19 protein-coding genes are annotated in these 21,514 nt (G+C 67.8%); 9 read left to right on the forward strand and 10 right to left on the reverse strand.

What is annotated here, in order from left to right:
- The first annotated feature begins 41 nt into the window (after positions 1-41).
- The gene (locus ACFQZZ_RS20890) at positions 42-1,595 is read left to right on the forward strand and encodes a glycerol-3-phosphate dehydrogenase/oxidase (RefSeq protein ID WP_378683249.1); all 1,554 of its coding nucleotides are present in this window, start codon (positions 42-44) and stop codon (positions 1,593-1,595) included.
- Here the strand turns inward: ACFQZZ_RS20890 and ACFQZZ_RS20895 are convergent.
- On the reverse strand, positions 1,592-2,119 hold the full coding sequence (locus ACFQZZ_RS20895) for a GNAT family N-acetyltransferase (protein ID WP_378683252.1): 528 nt from the start codon (positions 2,117-2,119) through the stop codon (positions 1,592-1,594). The two genes, ACFQZZ_RS20890 and ACFQZZ_RS20895, sit on opposite strands and share 4 nt — an antisense overlap.
- A 20-nt stretch (positions 2,120-2,139) precedes the next feature.
- Positions 2,140-2,811 carry a TetR/AcrR family transcriptional regulator gene (locus ACFQZZ_RS20900; RefSeq protein WP_378683254.1) on the reverse strand — a complete coding sequence of 224 codons (672 nt, stop codon included), beginning with the start codon at positions 2,809-2,811 and terminating at the stop codon, positions 2,140-2,142.
- A gap of 144 nt (positions 2,812-2,955) precedes the next feature.
- Between ACFQZZ_RS20900 and ACFQZZ_RS20905 the strand changes: the two genes are divergently transcribed.
- Positions 2,956-3,792, forward strand: a complete 837-nt coding sequence (locus ACFQZZ_RS20905) for an NAD(P)H-binding protein (protein WP_378683257.1) — start codon at positions 2,956-2,958, stop codon at positions 3,790-3,792.
- 166 nt (positions 3,793-3,958) lie between these two features.
- Positions 3,959-5,134, forward strand: a complete 1,176-nt coding sequence (locus tag ACFQZZ_RS20910) for an FHA domain-containing protein (RefSeq protein WP_378683260.1) — start codon at positions 3,959-3,961, stop codon at positions 5,132-5,134.
- A 4-nt stretch (positions 5,135-5,138) separates the two neighbouring features.
- Here ACFQZZ_RS20910 and ACFQZZ_RS20915 read toward each other — a convergent pair whose 3' ends face one another.
- From ACFQZZ_RS20915 to ACFQZZ_RS20930, 4 genes are all read right to left on the reverse strand, one after another.
- Positions 5,139-8,225, reverse strand: coding sequence for an FAD-dependent oxidoreductase (locus ACFQZZ_RS20915; protein ID WP_378683263.1), 3,087 nt, complete (start codon positions 8,223-8,225; stop codon positions 5,139-5,141).
- Between the two features lie 10 nt (positions 8,226-8,235).
- On the reverse strand, positions 8,236-10,854 hold the full coding sequence (locus tag ACFQZZ_RS20920; RefSeq protein ID WP_378683266.1) for a serine/threonine-protein kinase: 2,619 nt from the start codon (positions 10,852-10,854) through the stop codon (positions 8,236-8,238).
- Positions 10,851-11,705, reverse strand: coding sequence for a hypothetical protein (locus ACFQZZ_RS20925; protein WP_378683269.1), 855 nt, complete (start codon positions 11,703-11,705; stop codon positions 10,851-10,853). Before ACFQZZ_RS20925 ends, ACFQZZ_RS20920 begins: the two co-directional genes overlap by 4 nt.
- 140 nt (positions 11,706-11,845) lie before the next feature.
- A complete protein-coding gene (locus tag ACFQZZ_RS20930) occupies positions 11,846-12,283 on the reverse strand; it encodes a hypothetical protein (RefSeq protein WP_378683271.1) in 438 nt (145 codons plus the stop codon).
- A gap of 1,414 nt (positions 12,284-13,697) precedes the next feature.
- Between ACFQZZ_RS20930 and ACFQZZ_RS20935 the strand changes: the two genes are divergently transcribed.
- The 3 genes from ACFQZZ_RS20935 (at position 13,698) to ACFQZZ_RS20945 (ending at position 17,538) form a co-directional block, all read left to right on the forward strand.
- Positions 13,698-16,007, forward strand: coding sequence for an FdhF/YdeP family oxidoreductase (locus ACFQZZ_RS20935; protein ID WP_378684071.1), 2,310 nt, complete (start codon positions 13,698-13,700; stop codon positions 16,005-16,007).
- Positions 16,008-16,058: 51 nt separating this feature from the next.
- On the forward strand, positions 16,059-16,922 hold the full coding sequence (gene fdhD / locus ACFQZZ_RS20940) for a formate dehydrogenase accessory sulfurtransferase FdhD (RefSeq protein WP_378683273.1): 864 nt from the start codon (positions 16,059-16,061) through the stop codon (positions 16,920-16,922).
- Positions 16,923-17,004: 82 nt separating this feature from the next.
- Positions 17,005-17,538: a hypothetical protein gene (locus ACFQZZ_RS20945; RefSeq protein ID WP_378683276.1), complete on the forward strand. Its 534-nt coding sequence runs from the start codon at positions 17,005-17,007 to the stop codon at positions 17,536-17,538.
- 52 nt (positions 17,539-17,590) lie between these two features.
- Here ACFQZZ_RS20945 and ACFQZZ_RS20950 read toward each other — a convergent pair whose 3' ends face one another.
- Both ACFQZZ_RS20950 and mihF read right to left on the reverse strand, forming a co-directional pair.
- Positions 17,591-18,001, reverse strand: a complete 411-nt coding sequence (locus ACFQZZ_RS20950) for an NUDIX domain-containing protein (RefSeq protein WP_378683278.1) — start codon at positions 17,999-18,001, stop codon at positions 17,591-17,593.
- A 22-nt stretch (positions 18,002-18,023) separates the two neighbouring features.
- The gene (gene mihF, locus ACFQZZ_RS20955; protein WP_328410432.1) at positions 18,024-18,338 is read right to left on the reverse strand and encodes an integration host factor, actinobacterial type; all 315 of its coding nucleotides are present in this window, start codon (positions 18,336-18,338) and stop codon (positions 18,024-18,026) included.
- Positions 18,339-18,531: 193 nt separating this feature from the next.
- Here mihF and ACFQZZ_RS20960 point away from each other — a divergent pair, with 193 nt between their 5' ends.
- The 3 genes from ACFQZZ_RS20960 (at position 18,532) to ACFQZZ_RS20970 (ending at position 20,514) form a co-directional block, all read left to right on the forward strand.
- Positions 18,532-19,140: a dihydrofolate reductase family protein gene (locus ACFQZZ_RS20960; RefSeq protein ID WP_378683280.1), complete on the forward strand. Its 609-nt coding sequence runs from the start codon at positions 18,532-18,534 to the stop codon at positions 19,138-19,140.
- A gap of 311 nt (positions 19,141-19,451) precedes the next feature.
- Positions 19,452-19,829, forward strand: a complete 378-nt coding sequence (locus tag ACFQZZ_RS20965) for a nuclear transport factor 2 family protein (RefSeq protein WP_378683283.1) — start codon at positions 19,452-19,454, stop codon at positions 19,827-19,829.
- 109 nt (positions 19,830-19,938) lie between these two features.
- On the forward strand, positions 19,939-20,514 hold the full coding sequence (locus ACFQZZ_RS20970; protein WP_378683286.1) for a carboxymuconolactone decarboxylase family protein: 576 nt from the start codon (positions 19,939-19,941) through the stop codon (positions 20,512-20,514).
- Between the two features lie 61 nt (positions 20,515-20,575).
- Here ACFQZZ_RS20970 and ACFQZZ_RS20975 read toward each other — a convergent pair whose 3' ends face one another.
- A complete protein-coding gene (locus tag ACFQZZ_RS20975) occupies positions 20,576-20,911 on the reverse strand; it encodes an STAS domain-containing protein (protein WP_378683288.1) in 336 nt (111 codons plus the stop codon).
- A gap of 278 nt (positions 20,912-21,189) precedes the next feature.
- Positions 21,190-21,492 (reverse strand): hypothetical protein, encoded by a 303-nt coding sequence (locus ACFQZZ_RS20980; RefSeq protein WP_378683291.1) that lies wholly within the window; start codon positions 21,490-21,492, stop codon positions 21,190-21,192.
- Positions 21,493-21,514: the final 22 nt, after the last annotated feature.

The following is a 21,514-nucleotide window of genomic DNA, read 5'->3' on the forward strand; positions in this document are numbered from 1 at the left end:
CGCCGTGCAGGCAGCAGGTCCGACCACGGAAAGAAACTGTGATGACCACGAATTCGGCCACTGTCGGCAACTCCGCGCTGAATGCCGCCCGGCGAGCACACGAGCTGGTCCAGCTCGGCGACGACGCCGGGATCGACGTGCTGGTAATCGGCGGCGGTGTCACCGGCGCGGGCGCCGCACTCGATGCCGCCGCGCGCGGCCTGCGCACTGTGCTGGTCGAACGGCAGGACCTGGCGTTCGGGACCTCGCGCTGGAGCTCGAAACTGGTACACGGCGGACTGCGCTACCTGGCAAGCGGTCAGGTGGGGATCGCGCACGAGAGTGCCGTCGAGCGTGGCATTCTCATCAGCACCACCGCACCGCATCTCGTGCGGCCGCTGCCTCAGCTCGTGCCGCTGCTGCGGGAAATCGGTATTGCGCAAAGCACGTTGATTCGGGCCGGTTTCGTCGCGGGCGATGTACTGCGACGGACCGCGGGTACCCCGGCCGCGATACTGCCCCGCTCGCGTCGCATCGCCACCGCCGAGGCACTGCGGCTGGCGCCGACCGTCCGGCGAGACGGGCTGCGTGGCGGCCTGCAGGCCTGGGACGGACAGCTTGTCGACGACGCCCGCCTGGTGGTCGCACTCGCCCGGACCGCGGCCGCCACCGGCGCGACCGTGCTCACCAGGGTGGAAGCCATTGCTGTCGAGGGCAATTCGGCGACGCTGCGCGACACGCTTACCGGCGAGTCGATGACCATCCGACCCCGCACCGTCATCAATGCCACCGGCGTCTGGGCCGACCAGGTCGATCCGAGCATCGAATTACGCCCGAGCCGCGGCACCCACCTGGTGTTCGACGCCGAATCCTTCGGCGGCCTCACCGCCTCGCTCACGGTGCCGATCCCTGGCACCACCAGCCGTTTCGTGTTCGCATTCCCCGCCGCGCACGGCCGGGTGTACCTCGGCCTCACCGACGAGGACGCCCCTGGCCCGGTCCCCGACGAACCGCAGCCCACCGATACCGAGATCGACTTCCTCCTCGACACCATCAACACCGCCCTACGAGAGCCGTTGACCCGCGCCGACATCCGTGGCACTTATGCCGGACTGCGCCCGCTACTGAAAACCGCGGACAACAGCACCGCCGATATCTCCCGTCAGCACGCGGTCCTGCACTCCCCCACCGGCGTCATCACCATCGTCGGCGGCAAACTCACCACCTATCGCCAAATGGCCGAGGACGCCGTCGATGCCGCCGTCGCCCATGGCGGCCTCGCCGCAGGCCCCTGCCGCACCAAGCGACTCCCGCTGGTGGGAGCGGTATCCGGCGCCGCACGCGACCATATCGCCGCCCCGCCGGTGCTGGTCGAGCGCTACGGCAGCGAAGCAATTACCGTTCTCGCCGCAGCACAAGGCAATTCGGCCCTGCTGGACCAGGTAGCCCCTGGAATCGATGTCACAGCCGCAGAATTCGCTTTCGGCATCACGCACGAGGGTGCTCTGGATACCGACGACCTCCTGGACCGACGCACCCGCATCGGCCTCGTCGCCACCGACCGCGCCGCTGCCCTTCCCGCGGCGGAAGCCGCTTTCTCCCAGGCGCGGAGCTAGTCCAGCGACCAGTGCGCCAACTCGGCGCGCATGCAGGCACGGGGCCACTGATCCAGGCCGTTGGCTGCCTCGGCGGCGCGGATCTCACGTAGTCCGGGCGTCTCTTCCGCGGCAGTCAGGTAGCGAAAGCCGAGGCGCTCGTAGTACGGACCGTTCCAGGCGACGTCGGTGAAGGTGGTCAGGGTGATCGCAGGCAGCCCTTGCGCTTTCGCCCACCGCACCGCGTGGTCGATGAGCCGCTTGCCGATCCGGTTGCCCGCGTGGTCGGGATCCACCGACACCTGGTCGACGTGTGCTTCACCATCGACGATGCCGAGGATCAGGTAACCGATCGGGCGGTCCGCGTCGTCGGCGTACACCCATGCGCGGCCCGCCTGCTGGAACTCGCGCAGAGTTTCCAAGGGCGGCGGATCGTCGTCGGCGACCGCGGTCATGCCGATGTCCGCGAACGGCTTTCCCGCCGCGCGCTCGATGTCCTGCAAGACCGGCAGGTCGTTCTCGGTCGCCGGTCGAATTGCTCGCATTGCCGCTCCTCGCGCGGGACTCACTCGGCCGGGGTGGCCAAGATGCCGTTGATCAGCACCCGCAGCGCCCATACTTCACGCTCGTCGCCCTTGCCGCTCATCATTTCTTCGCGCATGCCGACAAGCATCGGATACCGGTCGGCGGGTAGTTCGGCGAAATGCCGCTGGACCTCGGCGACGTAATCTTCTTCCGCGCGCCCCCCGGTGTTGTACGCGCTCTGCTCGGCGGCCTGCGCCGTGATGTGCAGGTAGAGCAGGTCGACGGCCCAGGAATTCGTTCGCTTGTCCAGCCCGCCCTCGTCGAGCAGCGTCAGCAACCGCTCGATGAGCAGCAGCGCGTTCGGGCTGGTGGGAATCGAACCGAGCGCCACGAGCGCGAGTCCTTCATGCCTGCTCATCGCCGCTACGGTCGATTCGACCATGGCGCTGAGCCGTTCGCGCCAGGTGCCGCCGGTCGGCTCGGGAACTGTGCCGAGCACATGGTCGAGCATCGCGGCCATCAGGTCGTCCCGGTTGGCGACGTAGACATACAGCGACGCCGCACCCGTATCCAGGTCTTGGGCGACGCGGCGCATGGTGAGGGCGGATAGGCCGTCGTTGTCGAGGATGCGCAGACCGGTTTCGACGATGACATCACGGCTGAGTGGGGCCTTTGCGGGACGGGCCCGGCGGCTGACGGGTGCGGCGCTCATGACGCCGAGCATACGCCCAGAACGAACAATGTTTGACACGAACATCGTTCGCCTTCTAGGTTCGAGCTATCGAACAACGTTCGTCACGATCAATGTTCGTTCAACTTCCTGGAACTCACCAGCACCGATCCCCAAGGAGTTCTCATGATCCTCATTACCGGAGGCCGCGGCGCGGTCGCCACCAACCTCCTGTCACTGCTGCGCGCCGACGGCCACATCGTGCGCGTCGGCTCCGGCCGCCCCGACCAGCTCGAACTCCCCGACGGGGTGCCCGCCGTCGCCTGCGACCTGCAAGACCCGGCCACCTTCCCTGCCGCGCTGGCGGGCATCACCTCGGTCTTCCTGTACGCCGAGCCCGCGTACATCACCGAATTCGTCACCGCCGCAGCCGAAGCCGGGGTCGACCACATCGTGCTGCTGTCCTCGTCCTCGGTCCTCGATCCCGACGCCGTCACCAACCCGGTCGCCAAGTCGCACCTCGAGGCCGAACTCGGACTCGCCGACGCACCGATGACCGTCAGCGTGCTGCGCCCCGGCGCGTTCGCGGGCAATGCCCGTGGCTGGTCGTTCTCGATCAAGGCCGACCGCCCGGTCAGCCTGCCCTACCCCGATGCCTACACCGATCCGATCCACGAACTCGACATCGCCGAGGCCGCACACGCCCTGCTCACCACGCCGGATCACCGCGGCGCCGTCCACAATCTCACCGGCCCGCAGACGCTCACCTTCACCGCGCAACTCGACCTGATCGCCGAGCTCATAGGTCGTGCGGTCACCGTCGATCACGTCACCCCGGACGCCTGGCGGCAGGAGATGGCCGAGTACATCCCCGCCCGCTACGCCGACGGACTGCTCGACTACTGGCAGCGCTGCGACGGGGTGCCCACCGTGATCACCGACACTGTCGCCACCCTCACCGGCCACCCGCCGCGCACCTTCGCCGACTGGATCCGCGACAACGCCTCGGTATTCGCCGCCTGAACTATGAACGCACGCAAGACGACCCGATAGCGCCACACCTCGCACCCCCGACAACAGGGCGGGCACGGACAATTCCGTGCCCGCCCTTCGGTTGTTCGGGCGCCCGTTCCGAGTGCCGTGCACGCTCTATGCTGGACGCCGTAGTGCGCCGGGAAGGAGGGCACGGGTGCAGAAGGACCCTGCCACCGTTGGTATCGCGCCGGGCGATGGTTTGATCGCACGCTTCGGTGCGGTCGTCGTGTACCTCGCCGACGAAACGTCTTCTACCGATCGCATACTCGGCGCGATCGAAGCCGTCGCCGATGCCGAGCATCCCGGCGCGGCGATTGTGCAGCGACTGGCCGCGGTGGTGTTCGGCGGCGGGTCGGAGCCGCCACCCTTCGGAGTGGTCGCGCCGACAGCCGATGGCACGGTCATCCTGTTGCGCGGACCGGTGAGCGCCGAGATCCAGGGCGCGGAAGGGACACGGCGGCTGGCCGGGGCGCGGGCGTTCACCTGGGTGGACGAGATCGTGCGCGAGCCGGTGCGGCAGATTTCGATCGGTGCCGATGCCGCGCTGCCGCTGACCACCCACCCACGCAGCAACTTGCGCGACGGCGTCGTTCCCGGTGGCGGGTTCGTGTTTCGTGTCGCGGTCCGGAAAGCCGGAAAATCCGCTGGGTCGGCGCCCGCCGCGCCGCGGGCAGACACCGGGTCCGAACCGCCGCCGACGGCTCCGGCGGGAATGGCTGCGCTGTCCGAAGCAGATACGCAGGCGAGCTCCGGCACACCGGCAGCGGACATCGGCACCCAAGCCAGGCCGCTGGCCTGGTCCCAGACACCCGACGCGACCAGGCCGACGACACCGTCGCGACCACAACCTGTTGCATTGGACAAGATTCCAGCGCGGGAAGGCGCACGGCCGCGACGCGTGCGGCCGACCGGCGGTGCCCCCACGCCGGACACTTCGACGCTCGGCCCCACCACCGGAGCGCTCGTCTTCGAGGACGGCGCCGCCTACCCGCTCGATCGCCCGTACGTCATCGGCCGCAGCCCCATGACCGACGATTCGGTGCGCACCGCCGCCGCCTCACCCATCGCCGTCCCGCGCGATCGGCACGTTTCGCGCGTGCATGCCTATGTCTCGCTCGACCGCGGCAAGGTCTATGTTCGCGACGCGTCCACCCCCGCAGGCACTTTCATCGCGGCGCCCGGCGCCGAGCAATGGACCCGCGTCGGCAGCGCGCCCATCGAACTCCCGCCCGGCTGGAGTGTCCGCATCGGCGAGCGAATCGCTATCCACCGCACCGAAGATCGACGCAAGGACCCCACCGAGATCTCCGGTGAGCGCCGCCGCTCCTGACCGCTCAAGGTATTTCGTAGCCCCCATCGGATGCCAGCGACGACCAGTCCCCCGCGCGTAGGTCGTTCAGTGCGGCGCTGGAGATCTTGACCCGATGACGGACCGCGTGCTGGGCCGCGGCCAGGTCGGCCGGATGATGGCCGAGCACGGTGGCGCCGACGGCGCGGCCCTCGGAGAGCACCAGCCTGCGGTAGGACGACAGCGCGGGGCGATCGACGACAATGACGTGATCGGTACCGTCTGCCGTCACTCGTCCGATGGAAAACAGCTCCAGCCCAACGCCTTTGAGTATGGTCGCCGGTGTCTCGGCGACCACCGTTGTGGCGCCGCCGAGTGCATTGAGTGCCGCGGCCTGCGCTTGTTCGGTGGCGATCGGCCACAGCCCGAACACCTGCCCGCGATGCTCGGCGACGTCGCCTGCCGCGTACACCCCAGGGACGCGGGTCCGCATCCAGTCGTCCACCAGCACCCCGCGGCCGACCGGAATGCCAGCGGCACGTGCCAATTCGACGTTCGGACGGATCCCCGTCGCGGTGAGGAAGAGATCGCAGGACAGCCCACTGCCGTCGGTCAGCGCGACCCCGGATACCGCGGCACCCCCGACAATGCGGGCGGTTTCGGCACGCCGACGCACCTCGATACCCAGCCGGTCGAAATGCTGATGCACCAGTTCGGCACAGCGGGCGTCGATCTGCCTGCTCAGCAACCGATCTCCGCGTTCGAGCACGGTCACCCGCAACCCGAGCTGATGCAGCGCATAGGCGGCCTCCAAGCCCAGCAGCCCACCGCCCGCCACCACCGCATGCCGGCACCGGCGCTCCTGGGCATACGCGCGGATCCGCAGCGCGTCGCTCGCCTCGCGCAGCACGAAACATCCCGGACGATCCAGCCCCTCGATGGAAGGCAACGCGCTACTCGCCCCCATGGCCAGAATGAGCCGGTCATACGGCAGCACTTCGCCGGTGCCGAGGAACACTCGCCGTTCGCGCACATCGACGCGGATGGCCAAGGTGTTCAGCCACGCCGTGACCTCGTGCTCGTCGTACCACTGTTCCGGAAGCAGGAACAGTCCACGCATCGCCGAACGACCGTAGACGAGCCGGGATATCCCCATCCGGTTGTAGAACGCATGCGATTCGCGTCCGACCAGATGGATCTCGCAGTCGGGGTGGCCGCGCCGGATGAAGTCGGCCGCGGTCACCCCGGCGATGCCATTGCCGATCACCACGACGCTCACGATGGAACGGTCGTAGGGCCCACGGGTGCTGCCACCGCTGTCCGCGGGTTCCGGTGTCAGCGAGACGGTGACCGCGCCCGCACTGATCCGCGCGCAGCACGCCATCCTGGTGTTCTTGCCGAGGCCGAGGCGCCGCACGGTGTTCAACTCGTCGCGCTCGGGCCCCGAGAGGCAGGACATACCGTCCAGCACGGCAATGGGATCGGCGCCGCACACCCCCATTCGGCACCCGGCCTCGATCGGTCTGCCGCCGCGCTCGGCGATATCGAGCAGGCTCATCCCGGCGTCGGCGACGACCTGGGCGCCGTCCGGCTCGAACCGCACCTGCGCGGTACCGGTGCCGGGTGGGGCCGAATCCGGCGGTCGGATCCGCGGAAACGGCAACAGCACCGGCTGCGTCCTGGCACCTGTGGTCAGCGCGAATTGCAGTTCGGCGATGCGGGTTCGGGCGATCCACACCAGCGTCAGCACCAGCACGGCCACGCTGATCGGCCAGCGCAGCCACGGCGCCGCCGCTGCGGTGAGCTCCGCGAAAGACTCGGCGAGAACCGGTCCGACGAACCAGTAGAAGGCATTCAGCGCCACCGCGGCGTAGCCGACCGCGAGCGCCCCTGGACTCAGTGGGGTGATCGCGTCGAGGGCGAAAAACGATCCGATACCGACGAGCAGGAACAGCGCGAGCAGGCCGAACCGTTGCGGCGCCGAGGTTTCCGAGTGCTCGGCGAGGGTGAAGAACCCGAGGACGAAACCGGGCAGCGCCCCGGCGAACAGCTTTCGCGGGGCACTCCATCCCGGATCCGCATCGGCCAGATCCGCCTGATAGGCGGCGCGCGGCGTGAAGTCGTAGCAGTTCTTGGCACAGCCGACGCAGGGCGCGCAATGACTGTTGGGCACCGTGACGAACGGTGTCTGCCCATAGGCGCGTTGCAGCGGAAACAGCGGGCAGATGCTGCTGCACCAGCCGCTTTTACCCTTGAATACCACACCACCGGCAAAGGCGGCGATGGCGGCGGCGCCGAGTACCACGCCCGTCCCGGCGCCATTGCGGTCGAGCCCGGCGAGTCTGGATCCCGCGATACCGAAGAAGAGCGCGACGGCAACGAGATACCCACGGCTACGCAACCATTCGGGCGGTTCGAGGGCGCGACTGAAGCCGAGTACGCGCGGGATCTGGTTGGCTGCCGCCAGCGGACAAACGTTGCGCCACCACCCCGGTGCCACCAGGAACACCAGTGGCAACAGCGGCACGATCACCCCGAATAGCACGAACAGTCCACCCGCGGGCCGCAGGAAGAGCGCAACGACCAGTGCGGCGAAGCAGGCGAGACTGCCGATCCTGGTGGCCTGCCACACCGGCCGGGTGATCCTGGTCGGCAGCTCGGTGAAGGCGGGGAACAGGTCGCGGGTACCGGTCGAATCGATGCCGAGTAGCCGGTTCGCCAGCGCGACAGCTGGTTTCGCGGCAGCCGCCGGGGCCGGTGGCGGCGGCACGACGGGGCCGACCGGGCGCAGTGACAGCCGCGTCGCGTCGTGTTCGATCGCGACCGGCTCGACGGTCGGCGTGTGCAGAACGATGATCTCCGAGCGCCCGAACCGCACCACATCGCCGGGGACCAACGCCGCGCGCCCGGTGAGCGCCACCCCATTGACCGTCGTCCCGTTGCGGCTGCCGAGATCGACCACCGACAACGCCGTCGGGCTCGGCACCAGCCGCAGATGCTGCCGCGATATCCCGTCGTCGGCCAGTACTTCTCCGACACAGTCCCGGCCGAACAGCAGTGGACGGGTCAACATCAACCGCCGCGCGGGCCGTCCCCATTCACGGACCTCGATCAGCGGCGGTTCGATCGTCATCTCGACCTGCTCACCGCACCGCCCGACGGCGGGCGCGCCGAAGATATCGGTACCGCTTACCCATTCGCCGCGCACCGACCGACGTAGCGAGCCCCGCCGCGCCCGCGAGGACCGCACCGACAATAAGGGTGGTGACGGTCGGCGGCCTATCGAGCAGGATCCACACCGCTCCGACGACGGCCACCGCACCGATCGCCGAGCTCACCACCAACCCGGCACTGTTCGCGAATCCCCCACGTCCACGCCGCAATGCCCGCATGTTGGATTCCAGATAGGCACCGGCGAACAAGGCGACCACAACGATTGCCACCGCAAGAGCCGTCATGGCCGCCGGTTGTGTCGTGCGCAATTCCACGCGGTGCGTCGCGATTTCGGTGCCATCGCGCAGCAGTGCGACCTTCCCGTCGAGAGTGCCCGCCAGCATATGCGGATTGACCGGAGCCGACACCGTTGCTGTGCCGCCCTGCTCACCCCGCACCAGCGGCACCGGATCCGCGCCGAGCCGATTGCCGAGCACCTCCACCGTGAGCGCCACCGCATCCGCATCGATCCCATTGACCTGCATCGCAATCGGCGCACCGAGATCTACCTCGATCGAATTCACCACGGCCGGATCAGCCCCCGCCACTGTCACCGCGCCGGGCGGCAGATCGCCGCCGGACTGCGCGCCGAGCCCTACCAGCGCCACCCCACACGCGGCCACGGCCAACACAGCCGCGAACGCGAACGGCACTCGCGGAGACCGGAGAACGACAACCTCCCGAATCGGGACCAACTCTCGCCGGTCGACATCGACAAGTCGAACACCCTTGTCCTGCAACCCATTCACCGGACGCACCCGGGGCATGGGATGCCGAGGCGGCGAGGTGAACGGTGATGGAGCAGCAGACCGCCATACCCGCCCCGGCGGCATCGCCCCGGGCGGTGCCGGATTCGCCTCATCCGGCTCCCATGTCCTCCCACCCGGAGTTACCGGCTCGTCCCACTGCGGACCAGCACCCTCGCCGAACGACTCACCTGTTCCGTGAGGAGCAGGGGGCACTCGACTCGGTGTAGCCCCGGGCGGCGGGATCGGCCCGCCCGGGGCTCCATACGGCCGCGCTGATATTCCGAGCGGATTGAAACCATCCTCAGTCGGAGTTGCATCCGGTCCATTCGGGGATTCCGGGAATCCCGGCGAGGGCGACGGTGGCATTCCGTTGGGCGGCAGGGTTGTTCCCAAGCGTGGTGGCGGCGCTCCTCCCGCAGACGGCGGCGCTCCTCCCGCGGACGGCGGCGCTCCTCCCGCGGACGGCGGCGCTCCTCCCGCGGACGGCGGCGCTCCTCCCGCGGACGGCGGCGCTCCTCCCGCGGACGGCGGCGCTCCTGTCGTGGACGGCACCGTTGCTCCTCCGGGCAACGTTGTCCCCGCAGATGGAGTTGTCCCCGCAGTCGTCGTCGGCCCAGGCGGCAGGGTTGTTCCCGTAGGGGGCAGGGCAGCTCCTGCGGACAGGGGCATTGTCCCTACGGGCGGCAGCGTTGTCCCTGCAGGCGGCAGCGTTGTCCCTGCAGGCGGCAGCGTTGTCCCGGTGGGCGGCGCCACAGGCATCCCCGGACCGGTTCGCGGAGCGGGCGCAAAGGTTGGCGAGTCGACCGCGGCCGTCCTCCAGCGCGATGCCGGATCTGCGCTGCTCGGGGTCATTTCACCGAGGCGGCGCGCGGTGGTTCGGCTGCTGCCTGTCGCCGCGGCGACGATGGTGGCGGCGCCGATTACCGGAATGCCTATCGGGGTCAGCCAGTCGCCGCCCCAGCAGTCGGCGGCGGGTTCGGCGAGGGCGATACCGAAAGACTCGGCGGTGTCGAATCTTTCGGCGGGGTCGGTGGCCAGGCCGCGCATCACCACCTCGGCGATCAGGTCCGGTACCGCGGGGGCGACGTCGGTGAGCGGCACCGGGTCGCCGAAGGCGTGTGCGAACAGTGTCGCCAGGTGGTCCTCGTTCGGCGGGAACGGCAACACTCCGGACAGCAGTTGGTAGAGCATGGTGGCCAGGGCGTAGACGTCGGTGGCCGGGGTAAGTGGCTGTCCGCGAGCCTGTTCCGGCGCGATGTAGGACGGGGTGCCGACGATCTCGCCGGTTCTGGTCACCAGGGTCTCGTCGCCGCCGACAATCTTGGCGATGCCGAAGTCGGTCAGTTTGATCGCGCCACCCGTGCCGAACATCAGGTTCGACGGTTTGACGTCACGATGCAGGATGCGGTGCCGGTGCGCCGCCTCGAGCCCTGCGGCACAGGCCAATCCGACCGCGACCGCCGTCGCCGCATCGAAGCCCTCGGTCGCGAACTTGCTACCGACCGTGCCGCCGGGGAGATACTCCATCACCAGCAGACACAGCTCATCGTCCTCGACATAATCGAAAACCCGCACCACATGGGGATGATCGATCGCGGCAAGCAGCCGCGCCTCGGCGACGAACCGCCTGCGCACGTGTTCGTCGTGCGCGAAGTGCGGCGGGATCTGCTTGATGGCAACCGGCCTGCCCAGCCTGCGGTGGGTCCCTGCCAGCACCACACCGCACCCGCCACGGCCGACCTGAGCGCCGATGTCGTAGCCGGGCAGCGCGATACGCAGCCGGTCGGTGTCGGAGCTCACGATGCCGATCCTTCGGCGGGCAGCCGCTGGGTGTCGGCGGCGGCAAGCCCATCGAGATCGGCGCCGTCGTAGTCGCCGTCGTCGTCGAAGTCGGTGTCCTCATCGGAGCCGACTTCGGGTGTGGGCGAGCAGTATCCGAGCAGGAATCCGACGGCCGCCGCCACCCCGGCCACGGCAAGCCACAGTCCGGTGTCCGGAATCCACCACCGAGCCACCGATGCGGTGAACCCGAAGATCAGTCCGATGCCGATACCGGGCGCGAGCAGGCGCAGCCCGCGCTGCCAGCGGTTCGACGAAAGCCGGTGCCCGGCAATCGCCAACGCGGCGTCGGCGATGGCGAGCGCGGTGAGGACGGCGAGTGCGATGCCGAACAGCCCATACACCGAACGCAGCGACCCGCGGACATCGGTGACAGTCGCCAGGCTCGCGAGTACCGCACCGTCGGTACCGATCACGGCGAGGTCGGCGCCGATCAGCCCGGTCGCTTGGCCCTGGAGTCCTGTCAGATCGAGCTGATATCGCAGTGTCTCGGATTTCCCTGGCGCTACGGTCAATTCGAATGCGGTCGAATAGGCGAAGAAGGTCAGACCGAGTACGTGTCCCGCTAGGTCGACGTGTCGGATATCCAGGGGCGTGCTGGTGTTGTTGGTCAGCGCGATGACGATCCGGATGGTGCTGTGCGGGTCGAGCCGAATCGGTTCTTGGGCCGTGGTTCCCACAACGTCTCTGTCATCGATGGTCGCCGACATGTCGATCCCACTGGGCTTCGCCGCTGCCGACGCCGCGCCGAACAGTCCGGCCAGCAGGCCGATCGAGACCGCGAATACCAAGGGCAGCCGGATGATTCGCATCGCACCACTGAGTTCCAGTACCGGGGAGCGGTCGTTGCCAATTCGCCGAAGCCGCCACCGGTCCGGGTGACCCTCTCGCCGCCCGCGGTTTTGTGGTGGTCGTGCGGCCGCTCGCCGTTCGGCGCTGTGGCGGGCTCCTGTCATGGCTGCCTCCGAGCCGGAATGTGTGAGACAAGACGGTGGCCGTAGAACCACCCGCCGAGCAGCAGAAAGAACAGGATCACCGTCAGCGTCGATGTGGCGGAGCTGACGCGGCTGACGAGCACGACGTCCAATGAGGCCGCCAGCGTGCGCCCGCATTTCGCCGTCACCTCGTAGCGGCCGACGTCCATCGACGCCAGCGCCAGCGGCGCATGGAAAGCACCGTCGGGTCCCGCGACGGTACTGCCAACAGGCTTGTCGCCGATCGACAAGCTGACCGGCGCCTGCGGATCGCACCCGAGGCCCGCGGCCGTCACGTCGCCGCTCGGGCCGATGGCCGACGGTGTGAGTTCGAGCGCTGCCGGTTGCGGCGCGGCCGCGGGCGGCGGGACAGGCAATGGCGGCGGTGCGGGCGGCCGCGAAGTCTCCGTTGGCACCACTACATCCGGCGGCCTTTGCCGCGGCGGCGGGACTACGACAGCCGGCGGCTGGTCCGGGGGCGGCGGCACAACCGTTGTCGGCGGATCGTCACTGGGTCGTTCTGGCGTCTGCGGCGGCGGAGATGGCGGCTGAGTCGTCGGCAGAGGGGGCGGGGGGAGAAGGGTGATGGTGATCGGCGGCAGCACCACATCCGGCGGCCGCGGCCGCTCGCCACCCGGCCGCGGGCCTGGACACCCCGCTGACGGCTCACCGGCACAGGGATCTGGCGGCGGCCGTCGACCACTCGATGGAGAGCCGTCGTCCGGGGTACCGGAGCTGTCTTGGCCACCGCCATCCGAGGTTCCCGATCCGTCCTGGGTGCCGCCACCATCCGGCGGCTGTTGCACGATGCGCGGCCTGTCTTCCGGCACCGGATGAACCACAGCGGGCGGCGGCGTAGGTTCCGGTTCCTCCGAAACAGGAACACCGGAGGCAGGGAAGGCGGAAAATCCGACCAGCAGCACCGCCGCGCCCAGGATTCCCAACCGGGCAATAGCTCGCGACAGCTGATCCGCACGCCCGAACTTCACCTGCCGACGGTTCCCGCCGGCACGCGAGGCAGTTCGAGCCAGCGTCCCCATCGGCCATGCCTTAGATCAGCGATTTGATCAGTGTCATCGTAATGCGCTGTGCGCCACCGCGGAGCCCTTCTGGCCCAGCGCAGTTGGCCTTCTCGCGTGGCGCAGTTGCCTTTTCGCGTTGCCCAGTCGACCTTCTCCTGTGCCAGTGGCTCTTCTGGCGCGGCGCGGGTCGGCCGGTTCGCGCGGCGCGGGTCGGCCCGTTCACGCGGCGCGGGTCAGCCGCTTCACGCGGCGCGGGTCAGCCGCTTCACGCAACGCGGATCAGCCCGTTCACGCGGCGCGGGTCAGCCGCTTCACGCAACGCGGATCAGCCCGCTCACGCGGCGCGGGTCAGCCCGCTCACGCAACGCGGATCAGCCCGCTCACGCGGCGCGGATCAGCCGCTTCACGCAACGCGGATCAGCCCGCTCACGCGGCGCGGATCAGCCCGCTCACGCGGCGCGGATCAGCCGCTTCACGCAACGCGGATCAGCCCGCTCACGCGGCGCGGATCAGCCCGCTCACGCAACGCGGATCAGCCCGCTCACGCAACGCGGATCAGCCCGCTCACGCAACGCGGATCAGCCCGCTCACGCAACGCGGATCAGCCCGCTCACCGCGCGGATCGTTCTACTCGCCCGGCACGGGGTCAGCCGGTTCGCCGCGCGCGGAGCGTTCTTCTCGCCCCGCGCGGATCGACCCTCTCGCCCGCCGCGGTTGCGGACCGGACCCGCGGCGGGTACGCACGATCGGACAGGCTGATCTGCGGCCCCGCCGAGACAGTCTCCCTGCGGAGAGGACAATGACGACCATGCACCGTAATAGGCCGACGCGCGACATCGACGAGTCCGAGCTGAGTGTGACCGAGCCGAAGGAGCAGGCGGCCGGGGTCACGGCCGTCGCCGTTGCGCTCAAACGCGCGGTCGAGGAGATGGGCGTGGTCCGCACCGCCCGCACGCTGGCCCGAGTCAACCAGGTGCACGGTTTCGACTGCCCCGGCTGTGCCTGGCCCGAGCCGTCGGGCCATCGTCGCCCGGCCGAGTTCTGCGAGAACGGGGCCAAGGCAGTGGCCGAGGAGGCGACGCTGCGCACTGTCACCCCCGAGTTCTTCGCCGCGCACTCCATCGAGGACCTGGCAGACAAGTCGGGCTATTGGCTCGGCCAGCAGGGCAGGCTCACCCATCCGATGGTGCTGCGCCCCGGTGACACCCACTACTCCCCCATCGAGTGGGAGGACGCCTATCGGCTGATCGCGGAGCATTTACGCACCCTGGCAACTCCGAACGAGGCGCTGTTCTACACCTCGGGGCGCACCGCCAACGAAACGGCTTTCCTCTATCAGCTACTGGTCCGCAGCTACGGCACCAACAATCTGCCGGACTGCTCGAACATGTGCCACGAGTCTTCCGGCACTGCGCTGACCAGCTCCATCGGCATCGGCAAGGGCTCGGTGTCGATCGACGACTTCGAGGCCGCCGATCTGATCATCGTCGCGGGCCAGAATCCCGGCACCAACCATCCGCGCATGCTCAGCGCACTTGCGGGCGCGAAGGCAAAGGGCGCCAAGATCATCGCGGTCAATCCGCTGCCGGAGACCGGGCTGCTCGGCTTCCGCGATCCGCAGACCGTCAAGGGTTTCACCAGTGGCGTGTCCATCGCCGACGACTTCCTGCAGATCCGGCTCGGCGGCGACATGGCACTGTTCCAGGGGCTGGGCCGCCTGCTGTTCGAGGCCGAGGATGCCGCGCCGGGAACGGTGGTGGACCGCGAATTCGTCGACGCGCACTGCGCGGGCTTCGCCGAGTACGAAAAGAATGTGCGTGCCGTCGATTTCGGCACCGTCCGCGAAGCGACCGGGCTGACCGACGACGAACTCGGCCGCACCGCACGGCTGTTGGCCGCATCGAAGAACATCATCATCTGCTGGGCCATGGGCCTGACCCAGCAGGCACACGGCGTCGCCACCATCGAGGAGGCGACCAACCTGTTGCTGTTGCGCGGCATGATCGGCAAGCCGGGCGCGGGCGTGTGCCCGGTGCGCGGCCACTCGAACGTGCAGGGCGATCGCACGATGGGCATCTGGGAGAAGATGCCCGACTCCTTCCTCGACGCGCTCGATCGCGAATTCGGCATCACCAGCCCGCGCGAGCACGGATTCGACACCGTCAATGCCATCCGTGCCATGCGCGAGGGCAGGGCGAAGGTGTTCTTCGGGATGGGTGGCAACTTCGTCTCCGCAACGCCCGATACCGAGGTCACCGAGGCGGCGCTGCGCGGCTGCGCGCTCACCGTGCACGTCTCCACCAAACTCAACCGCAGCCACGTCGTGCACGGGCAGACGGCGCTGATCCTGCCGACGCTCGGCCGCACCGACGAAGATCTGCACGGCGGCGTGAAGCAGCAGGTGTCGGTGGAGGATTCGATGTCGATGGTGCATCTGTCCACCGGACGGCTGAAGCCAGTGAGCGATCAGCTGCGCAGCGAGGTCGCCATCGTCTGCGAGCTCGCGCAGACCCTGTTCGGCGCCGATCACCCGGTGCCATGGGCCCAATACCAGCGCAACTACGACAAGATTCGCGACGCGATCGCGCGGGTGGTTCCCGGCTGCGCCGACTACAACACCCGGGTGCGGCAGCGCAATGGCTTCGTCCTGCCCCATCCGCCGCGCGACTCCCGCGAATTCCGCACCACCACCGGCAAAGCCAACTTCGCGGTGAACGAACTCAGCTGGACTCCGGTCCCGGAGGGCAGGCTGATCCTGCAGACGCTGCGCAGCCACGACCAGTACAACACCACCATCTACGGCTTGGACGACCGCTACCGCGGGGTGCACGGCGGCCGCAAGGTAATCCTGATGAACGCCGACGACATCGCCGAATTGGGTTTCACGGACGGTGAATTGGTGGATCTGATCTCCGAATGGACCGACGGCTCCGAACGCAAGGTGACCGGCTTCCGCGTCATCGGCTACCCGACCCCGCGCGGCAACGCCGCCGCTTACTATCCGGAAACCAATCCGCTGGTGCCGCTGGATCATGTTGCGGCGCGGTCGAATACACCCGTATCCAAAGCGGTGACAATACGGCTCGAGCGGCACCTGCACGTCGGACAGCCGTCATGAATGCGCAGACCGTTGCCGCGGATCACCGATCGAGAGCCGTGAGGCGCGGTCGTGAGTAGAGTGACCGCGCGCCGCCGCACGATCCGCATCACCTCGCATGGTGAGATCACCCGGCCGGACACCCTGGCGGTGGAGGAGCCGCTCGAAATCCGTCTCGGCGGAGAGCAACTCACCGTCACCATGCGCACCCCCGGCAGCGATATCGACCTGGTGCACGGATTCCTGTTGGGCGAGGGCATCATCGGCACCACCGACGATGTGGTCAGCGCCCGCTACTGTGCGGGAACCGATGAGAACGGGCACAACACCTACAACGTCCTCGACGTCCAATTGCGCACGCCGGTCCCGGTACGCGGCCGAAATGTCCTCACCACCGGCGCCTGCGGACTCTGTGGCAAGACCGCGCTCGAGGACGTGCACACCCGCACCCGATTCCCGATACCGGCCGACGGTCTGCTCGTAGACATCGAGACCCTCGCCACCCTGCCCGGCGAATTGCGCACCCGCCAAAATGTTTTCGATGCCACCGGCGGCCTGCACGCGGCTGGCCTTTTCACCGCGGACGGCACCGGGCTCGCCGTCCGCGAGGACATCGGCAGACACAATGCCGTCGACAAGGTGCTCGGCTGGGCGCTGCGCGAAAACCGGATCCCGGCACACGATCTGGTGCTGATCGTCAGTGGCCGCGCGTCCTTCGAACTGGTGCAGAAGGCGGTGATGGCGGGCATCCCGATGCTCGGCGCCGTCTCCGCGCCCAGCTCGCTCGCCGTCGACCTGGCCGCCGAATCCGGCCTCACCCTCGTCGGCTTCCTACGCGGCGAAACCATGAACATCTACACCGGCTCGCACCGGCTCGACCGCCCGCCGACCGTCGAATCGCCGAGTGCGCCCGCGAGCGCGAGAACCCACTCCTGACCGTGCGCCTATTGCCCGTTCCAGATGTCCGAATTACGGTTGCCTCACCCGATCCAGTAGTTCGGCTTGAACGGAGCGTCCGATGCGGATCTCGGTGGAAGGCAAGTCCGGCGGCGTCCGCGTGCGCATGCGATTCGAACAGTTCCGTCGTCGGCTGCTGATCGTCCGGATCATGTTGGCGATCCTGGCGGTTCAGGGCGCCATTGTCGGCCTGTGGGCGGTCTTCGCACCGCACTCCTGGTACACCAGCTTCCCGGGTTTCGGGATGCACTGGATCTCGGCGGACGGACCCTACAACCATCACCTCGCGGGTGACGTCGGCGCCTTCTTCCTCGCCTTGACCGCGGTAACCATCGCCGCGCTCGTCATCAACGGAACCGCCGTCGCCCGCGTGGCGGGACTCGGCTGGCTGACCTTCGCACTACCGCACTTCGTCTATCACGCCTTCCACAAACCGGCCGAGATGGGCGCGGCCAGCTTCACCATCAGCCTGCTCGCCGCGGCCGCACTGATCATCCTCGGCCTCGGCTGCCTGATAGTCCCACCGCGCGGCGACATCCCCATGTCCGACCCGGCACCGATGGACATCCGGTTCCCGCGCCGCCGCCCCCGCTGATCGATCGGGCTGCGGAAGAGTAAGCCGGGTACGGCACACGGGCCGGATCCGTCTACGGCGAACCCCATGCCTCGATCGAGGTCAGATGGTCCAGCGCCTGGCCGACGGCAGGGGCGCACAGGTGGTGATCCGCGGGGCCGAGCCACGCCATTTCCGCGATCTCGGCGGCTGGTGCTGGGTTGCCGTGGCCCGGCGCGGCGAAGCAGTGCATTTCGACGAGAGTGCCGGGACGCCCGTGGGCAGGAGCGGTGATGGTCACCACGGGCGTGATCCGGTGCGCCTCCAACTCGACGCCGACTTCTTCTCGAACTTCACGAACGAGCGCTCCCGCCAGGGTTTCACCCGGCTCGGGCTTGCCGCCCGGCAGGTAGAAGGCGTCGCGTCCCTTGGTGCGGACCGCAAGCAAACGGCCGTTCTCGACGCACAGCCACGCCACCGACGTGAGCGTTCGTTCCTCGATCATGGTTCCTGACGATACGACGCGCTCAGGCGTCCAGTGCCTCGAGCAGTGCGGCACGCTGGCGAGCGCCGAGTCCACCGATGCGGCGGTCCTCGGGAATCTCGGCCTGGTCGAGCAGCTTGGCGGCCTTCACCGGGCCGACTCCGGGCAGGGCCTTGATCACGGCCGCGACCTTGGTCTTCTTGACCAGCTCGTCGCTATCGGCCTTTTTCAGCAGATCGGCAACCGAAACCTTGCCAGCCTTCACTTTGCCGATCAGTTCGGAGCGCGCCTTGCGGACCGCAGCCGCCTTGGCCAGCGCCTCAGTGCGCTGCTCCGCGGTCATGGTAGGCAGTGCCATGTCTCCTCCGCTTTCACTCGTCACTCGAACATCTGGTTGACCGGACCGATTCAACAGCACGCCGCCGACAGCGCAAGTCCGACACACCGGGGCTGGACCGGCGGAAATAGCGATGAGTTTTCTGAGCCGGCGCCGTCCAAACAGGTGAACGGCCCGCGCGCGGCGGGCGACAAGGACGAAAGGAAGCCACGCCATGGAGCTGTCTCTCACCCAGTTCGTCACCCTCGACGGTGTCTATCAGGCGCCCGGCGGACCGCGGGAGGACCCCAGCGGCGGGTTCACCCATGGCGGCTGGTCGGCGCCCTTCGGCGACGATGATTTCGGCGCCTTCATGGTCGAGGTGTTCGAGCAGGTCGACGCCTTCCTGCTCGGTCGGCGCACCTACGAAATCTTCGCGGGCTACTGGCCGAAGATCACCGATCCGACGGATCCCATTGCGACCAAACTGAATTCGCTGCCCAAGTATGTGGTGAGCACCCATCTCGGCAATGCGGCATGGTCCCCGGTCGAAGTGCTGCGCGGCGATCTGGTCGAGGAGGTCACCGCGCTGAAGGAACGCCGAGGCCGCGAACTGCAGGTGCACGGCAGCGGCAATCTCGCGCACAGTCTGCTGGCCGCCGGCCTGATCGACACCATGCACCTGCTCACCTTCCCGGTGCTGCTCGGTACCGGCAAGCGACTGTTCACCGAGGACGTGCAACCGACCGGATTCGACGTCACCGGTTCGCGCACCACCGGCTCGGGCGTCGTCATCACCACATACCGCAATGCGGGCGCTCCGAAGTACGGATCTTACGAATAAGTGACCGACGTAACACCGCAGGCTTCGTGCGCGACAACATCTAGGAAAGCACTCGAATGGGACGAAGGTTCAATGGTGAACCAGGGGGATCAATGGCGATTCCCAACCCCGGGCGCGATCGAGAGGCAGTAGCCGACCGATCGTCACCGCGTCCCTGAAAGCGCCAAACAACTGATTTCCGGGCCATCGGCGCTTATGCGTCCGCTCGACAGCCGGTCCGGGGTGGTAGCGAGAACGCAATCGCCGATCCATGGTCCATAGACACTGCTACGCTCCGAATTAGAACACGTTTCAATTCGGCAGGAGTTTCCATGGCACAGCAGGTCCGCGATGTGGTCGAGCAGTACGTCAAGCTGGTCGGCTCTGGTCCGACCGAGGAGATCGTCAACCTCTACGCCGCCGACGCGACCGTCGAGGATCCCATCGGCACCCCGATCAAACAGGGCCACGATGCCATCCGCGAGTTCTACGACGTCATCGCCAACCTCGATCGGGAAACCGAACTGAAGCCGGAGACCATCCGGATCGCGGGCAATCACGCCGCCTTCATGTTCACCATCGTGACCAAGTTCGGCGACCAGCGCTTCACGCTGACACCCATCGACGTGATGGAGTTCGACGACGACGGCAAGATCATCAGCATGCGCGCGTACTGGAGCCCCGAAGATATGGTCAGCGAAGCGGTGTAGACCCGACGGGCAGCCGGTGCGGTGGATCACACTCGGCTCCCCGTCACATTTCACGATCCCTCCTCGTCCGAGAAGTAGAACAACATCCTCGGATCGAAGGAGAACCGCGATGAGCACGACCCGCATCCCCGCCGTCAACCCCGCGCAGGCTGGGCCGCTGACCAAGCTGCTGTACCGCATCGGCAAGCGGCGCTTCGGCGAGGTGCCCGAGCCGTTCGCGGTGACGGCCAACCACGGAAAACTGCTCGCCGCCAGCGGCATTCACGAGGTGCTTGTGGAGCGGGCGTGCACCCAATTGCCTGCCAATATTCGTGAGATCGCCGTCTACCGCGCCGCCTGGATCGTCGGTTGCTCCTGGTGCGTCGACTTCGGCGCCATGCTCATGCGGCACGGCGACCTCGATATCGACCGCCTCGAGCACATCGCGGAGTACGAGACCTCCCCGCTCTACAGCGCGGACGAACGCGCCGCGATCGCCTACGCCGACGCCATGACCGCGACACCGACCACCGTCACCGACGACCAGGTTGCCGACCTCGAAAAGCGTTTCGGCCGTGCGGGAGTCGTCGAGCTGACCTACCAGATCGGACTGGAGAACTCGCGCTCGCGCTTCTACTCTGCGCTCGGCATAACGGCGCAGGGCTTCAGCACCGACTCCTGCCGCGTTCCGTGGGCACAGGACTGATCGAGCGAAACGACCGTGCCGCCCGTCGAACGATGTCGACGAGCGGCACGGGTTTCAACGGTTACGCGGCGTCGGGAACCACCGCGGCCAGGCTGGTCACCACCCGGAATGCCGCGACATCACCGGCGGCGTCGAGCAGTCGGTCGACACAGCGTTGACCGGTGATCAGCGTGAGCTGGCGTCCGGCGTGTCCGGCCCAGACCTGCGCCTCGATCAACACCCGCAGACCGGCGACGCCGAAAAATGTCACCCTGGACAGATCGACCACCACCACCGGGGCGGCGGCGGCGGTGGTGGTGCGCAGGGATCCGATCAAACGGCTCCGGAAGACATCGGCGCTGTAGTAGTCCACCTCGCCGACGAGGGCGCACAGCGTGACCGATTCCGTGGGTGTCATGAGGGTGACGCGTAGGCGGTCTGCCGGGCCGCGGCCGCGCTGCCACGGTTCGACCCTGTCAGCGGTGGTTTGAATGGGAGTAGCAACAACTGTCGACATAAGGACCTCGGTCCGGTCGCGCGCGGCACACTGAGAACAGTGCCGGCGGAGCTTTTCGCCCCGGACGACTGAACTCCGGGACTGGGCTGGCTGCTCAACCTTGAATAAAGGGTACCCAACAGACAGGTCTGTACACCTCTGATTTCGCCTGTCACAGTGGACGCGCAGCTGCCCGGTCGCTAGACCTCGCGGTGACGCCGCAACATGGCGTAGTAGATGTACGTACCCTGGATTGGGTTGGCGAAGACGCTCACCGCTTCGAACCCGAAGTGTTCGTCCAGCCATTCGACACACGTCGTCAAACTCGCGAGCAGGCCATTTGGGTCTGGACCCGCGTTCCAGCCCAGGCTGACCTCGTTACGAGCGAAGACGACGAGATGCTTGTGCTGATAGGTCCGCATGTCGACAGCACCGTTGAGCACGCCCCGGACATCCAGCAGCTGACCCGGCCCCGCCGGATGCAGCGGTGGCTGCGGTTGCACCCCGAGATCCCTGCCGCCGGTG

It is taken from the genome of Nocardia sp. GCM10030253 (assembly GCF_042675075.1).
Classification (GTDB): domain Bacteria; phylum Actinomycetota; class Actinomycetes; order Mycobacteriales; family Mycobacteriaceae; genus Nocardia.

Bases quoted from the DNA above. Each gene is read 5' to 3' on its own strand.
- ACFQZZ_RS20890 (WP_378683249.1), top strand. From the start codon at position 42: ATGACCACGAATTCGGCCACTGTCGGCAACTCCGCGCTGAATGCCGCC.
- ACFQZZ_RS20895 (WP_378683252.1), bottom strand. From the start codon at position 2,119: ATGCGAGCAATTCGACCGGCGACCGAGAACGACCTGCCGGTCTTGCAG.
- ACFQZZ_RS20900 (WP_378683254.1), bottom strand. From the start codon at position 2,811: ATGAGCGCCGCACCCGTCAGCCGCCGGGCCCGTCCCGCAAAGGCCCCA.
- ACFQZZ_RS20905 (WP_378683257.1), top strand. From the start codon at position 2,956: ATGATCCTCATTACCGGAGGCCGCGGCGCGGTCGCCACCAACCTCCTG.
- ACFQZZ_RS20915 (WP_378683263.1), bottom strand. From the start codon at position 8,225: ATGACGATCGAACCGCCGCTGATCGAGGTCCGTGAATGGGGACGGCCC.
- ACFQZZ_RS20925 (WP_378683269.1), bottom strand. From the start codon at position 11,705: ATGCGAATCATCCGGCTGCCCTTGGTATTCGCGGTCTCGATCGGCCTG.
- ACFQZZ_RS20935 (WP_378684071.1), top strand. From the start codon at position 13,698: ATGCACCGTAATAGGCCGACGCGCGACATCGACGAGTCCGAGCTGAGT.
- ACFQZZ_RS20945 (WP_378683276.1), top strand. From the start codon at position 17,005: ATGCGGATCTCGGTGGAAGGCAAGTCCGGCGGCGTCCGCGTGCGCATG.
- ACFQZZ_RS20950 (WP_378683278.1), bottom strand. From the start codon at position 18,001: ATGATCGAGGAACGAACGCTCACGTCGGTGGCGTGGCTGTGCGTCGAG.
- mihF (WP_328410432.1), bottom strand. From the start codon at position 18,338: ATGGCACTGCCTACCATGACCGCGGAGCAGCGCACTGAGGCGCTGGCC.
- ACFQZZ_RS20960 (WP_378683280.1), top strand. From the start codon at position 18,532: ATGGAGCTGTCTCTCACCCAGTTCGTCACCCTCGACGGTGTCTATCAG.
- ACFQZZ_RS20965 (WP_378683283.1), top strand. From the start codon at position 19,452: ATGGCACAGCAGGTCCGCGATGTGGTCGAGCAGTACGTCAAGCTGGTC.
- ACFQZZ_RS20970 (WP_378683286.1), top strand. From the start codon at position 19,939: ATGAGCACGACCCGCATCCCCGCCGTCAACCCCGCGCAGGCTGGGCCG.
- ACFQZZ_RS20975 (WP_378683288.1), bottom strand. From the start codon at position 20,911: ATGACACCCACGGAATCGGTCACGCTGTGCGCCCTCGTCGGCGAGGTG.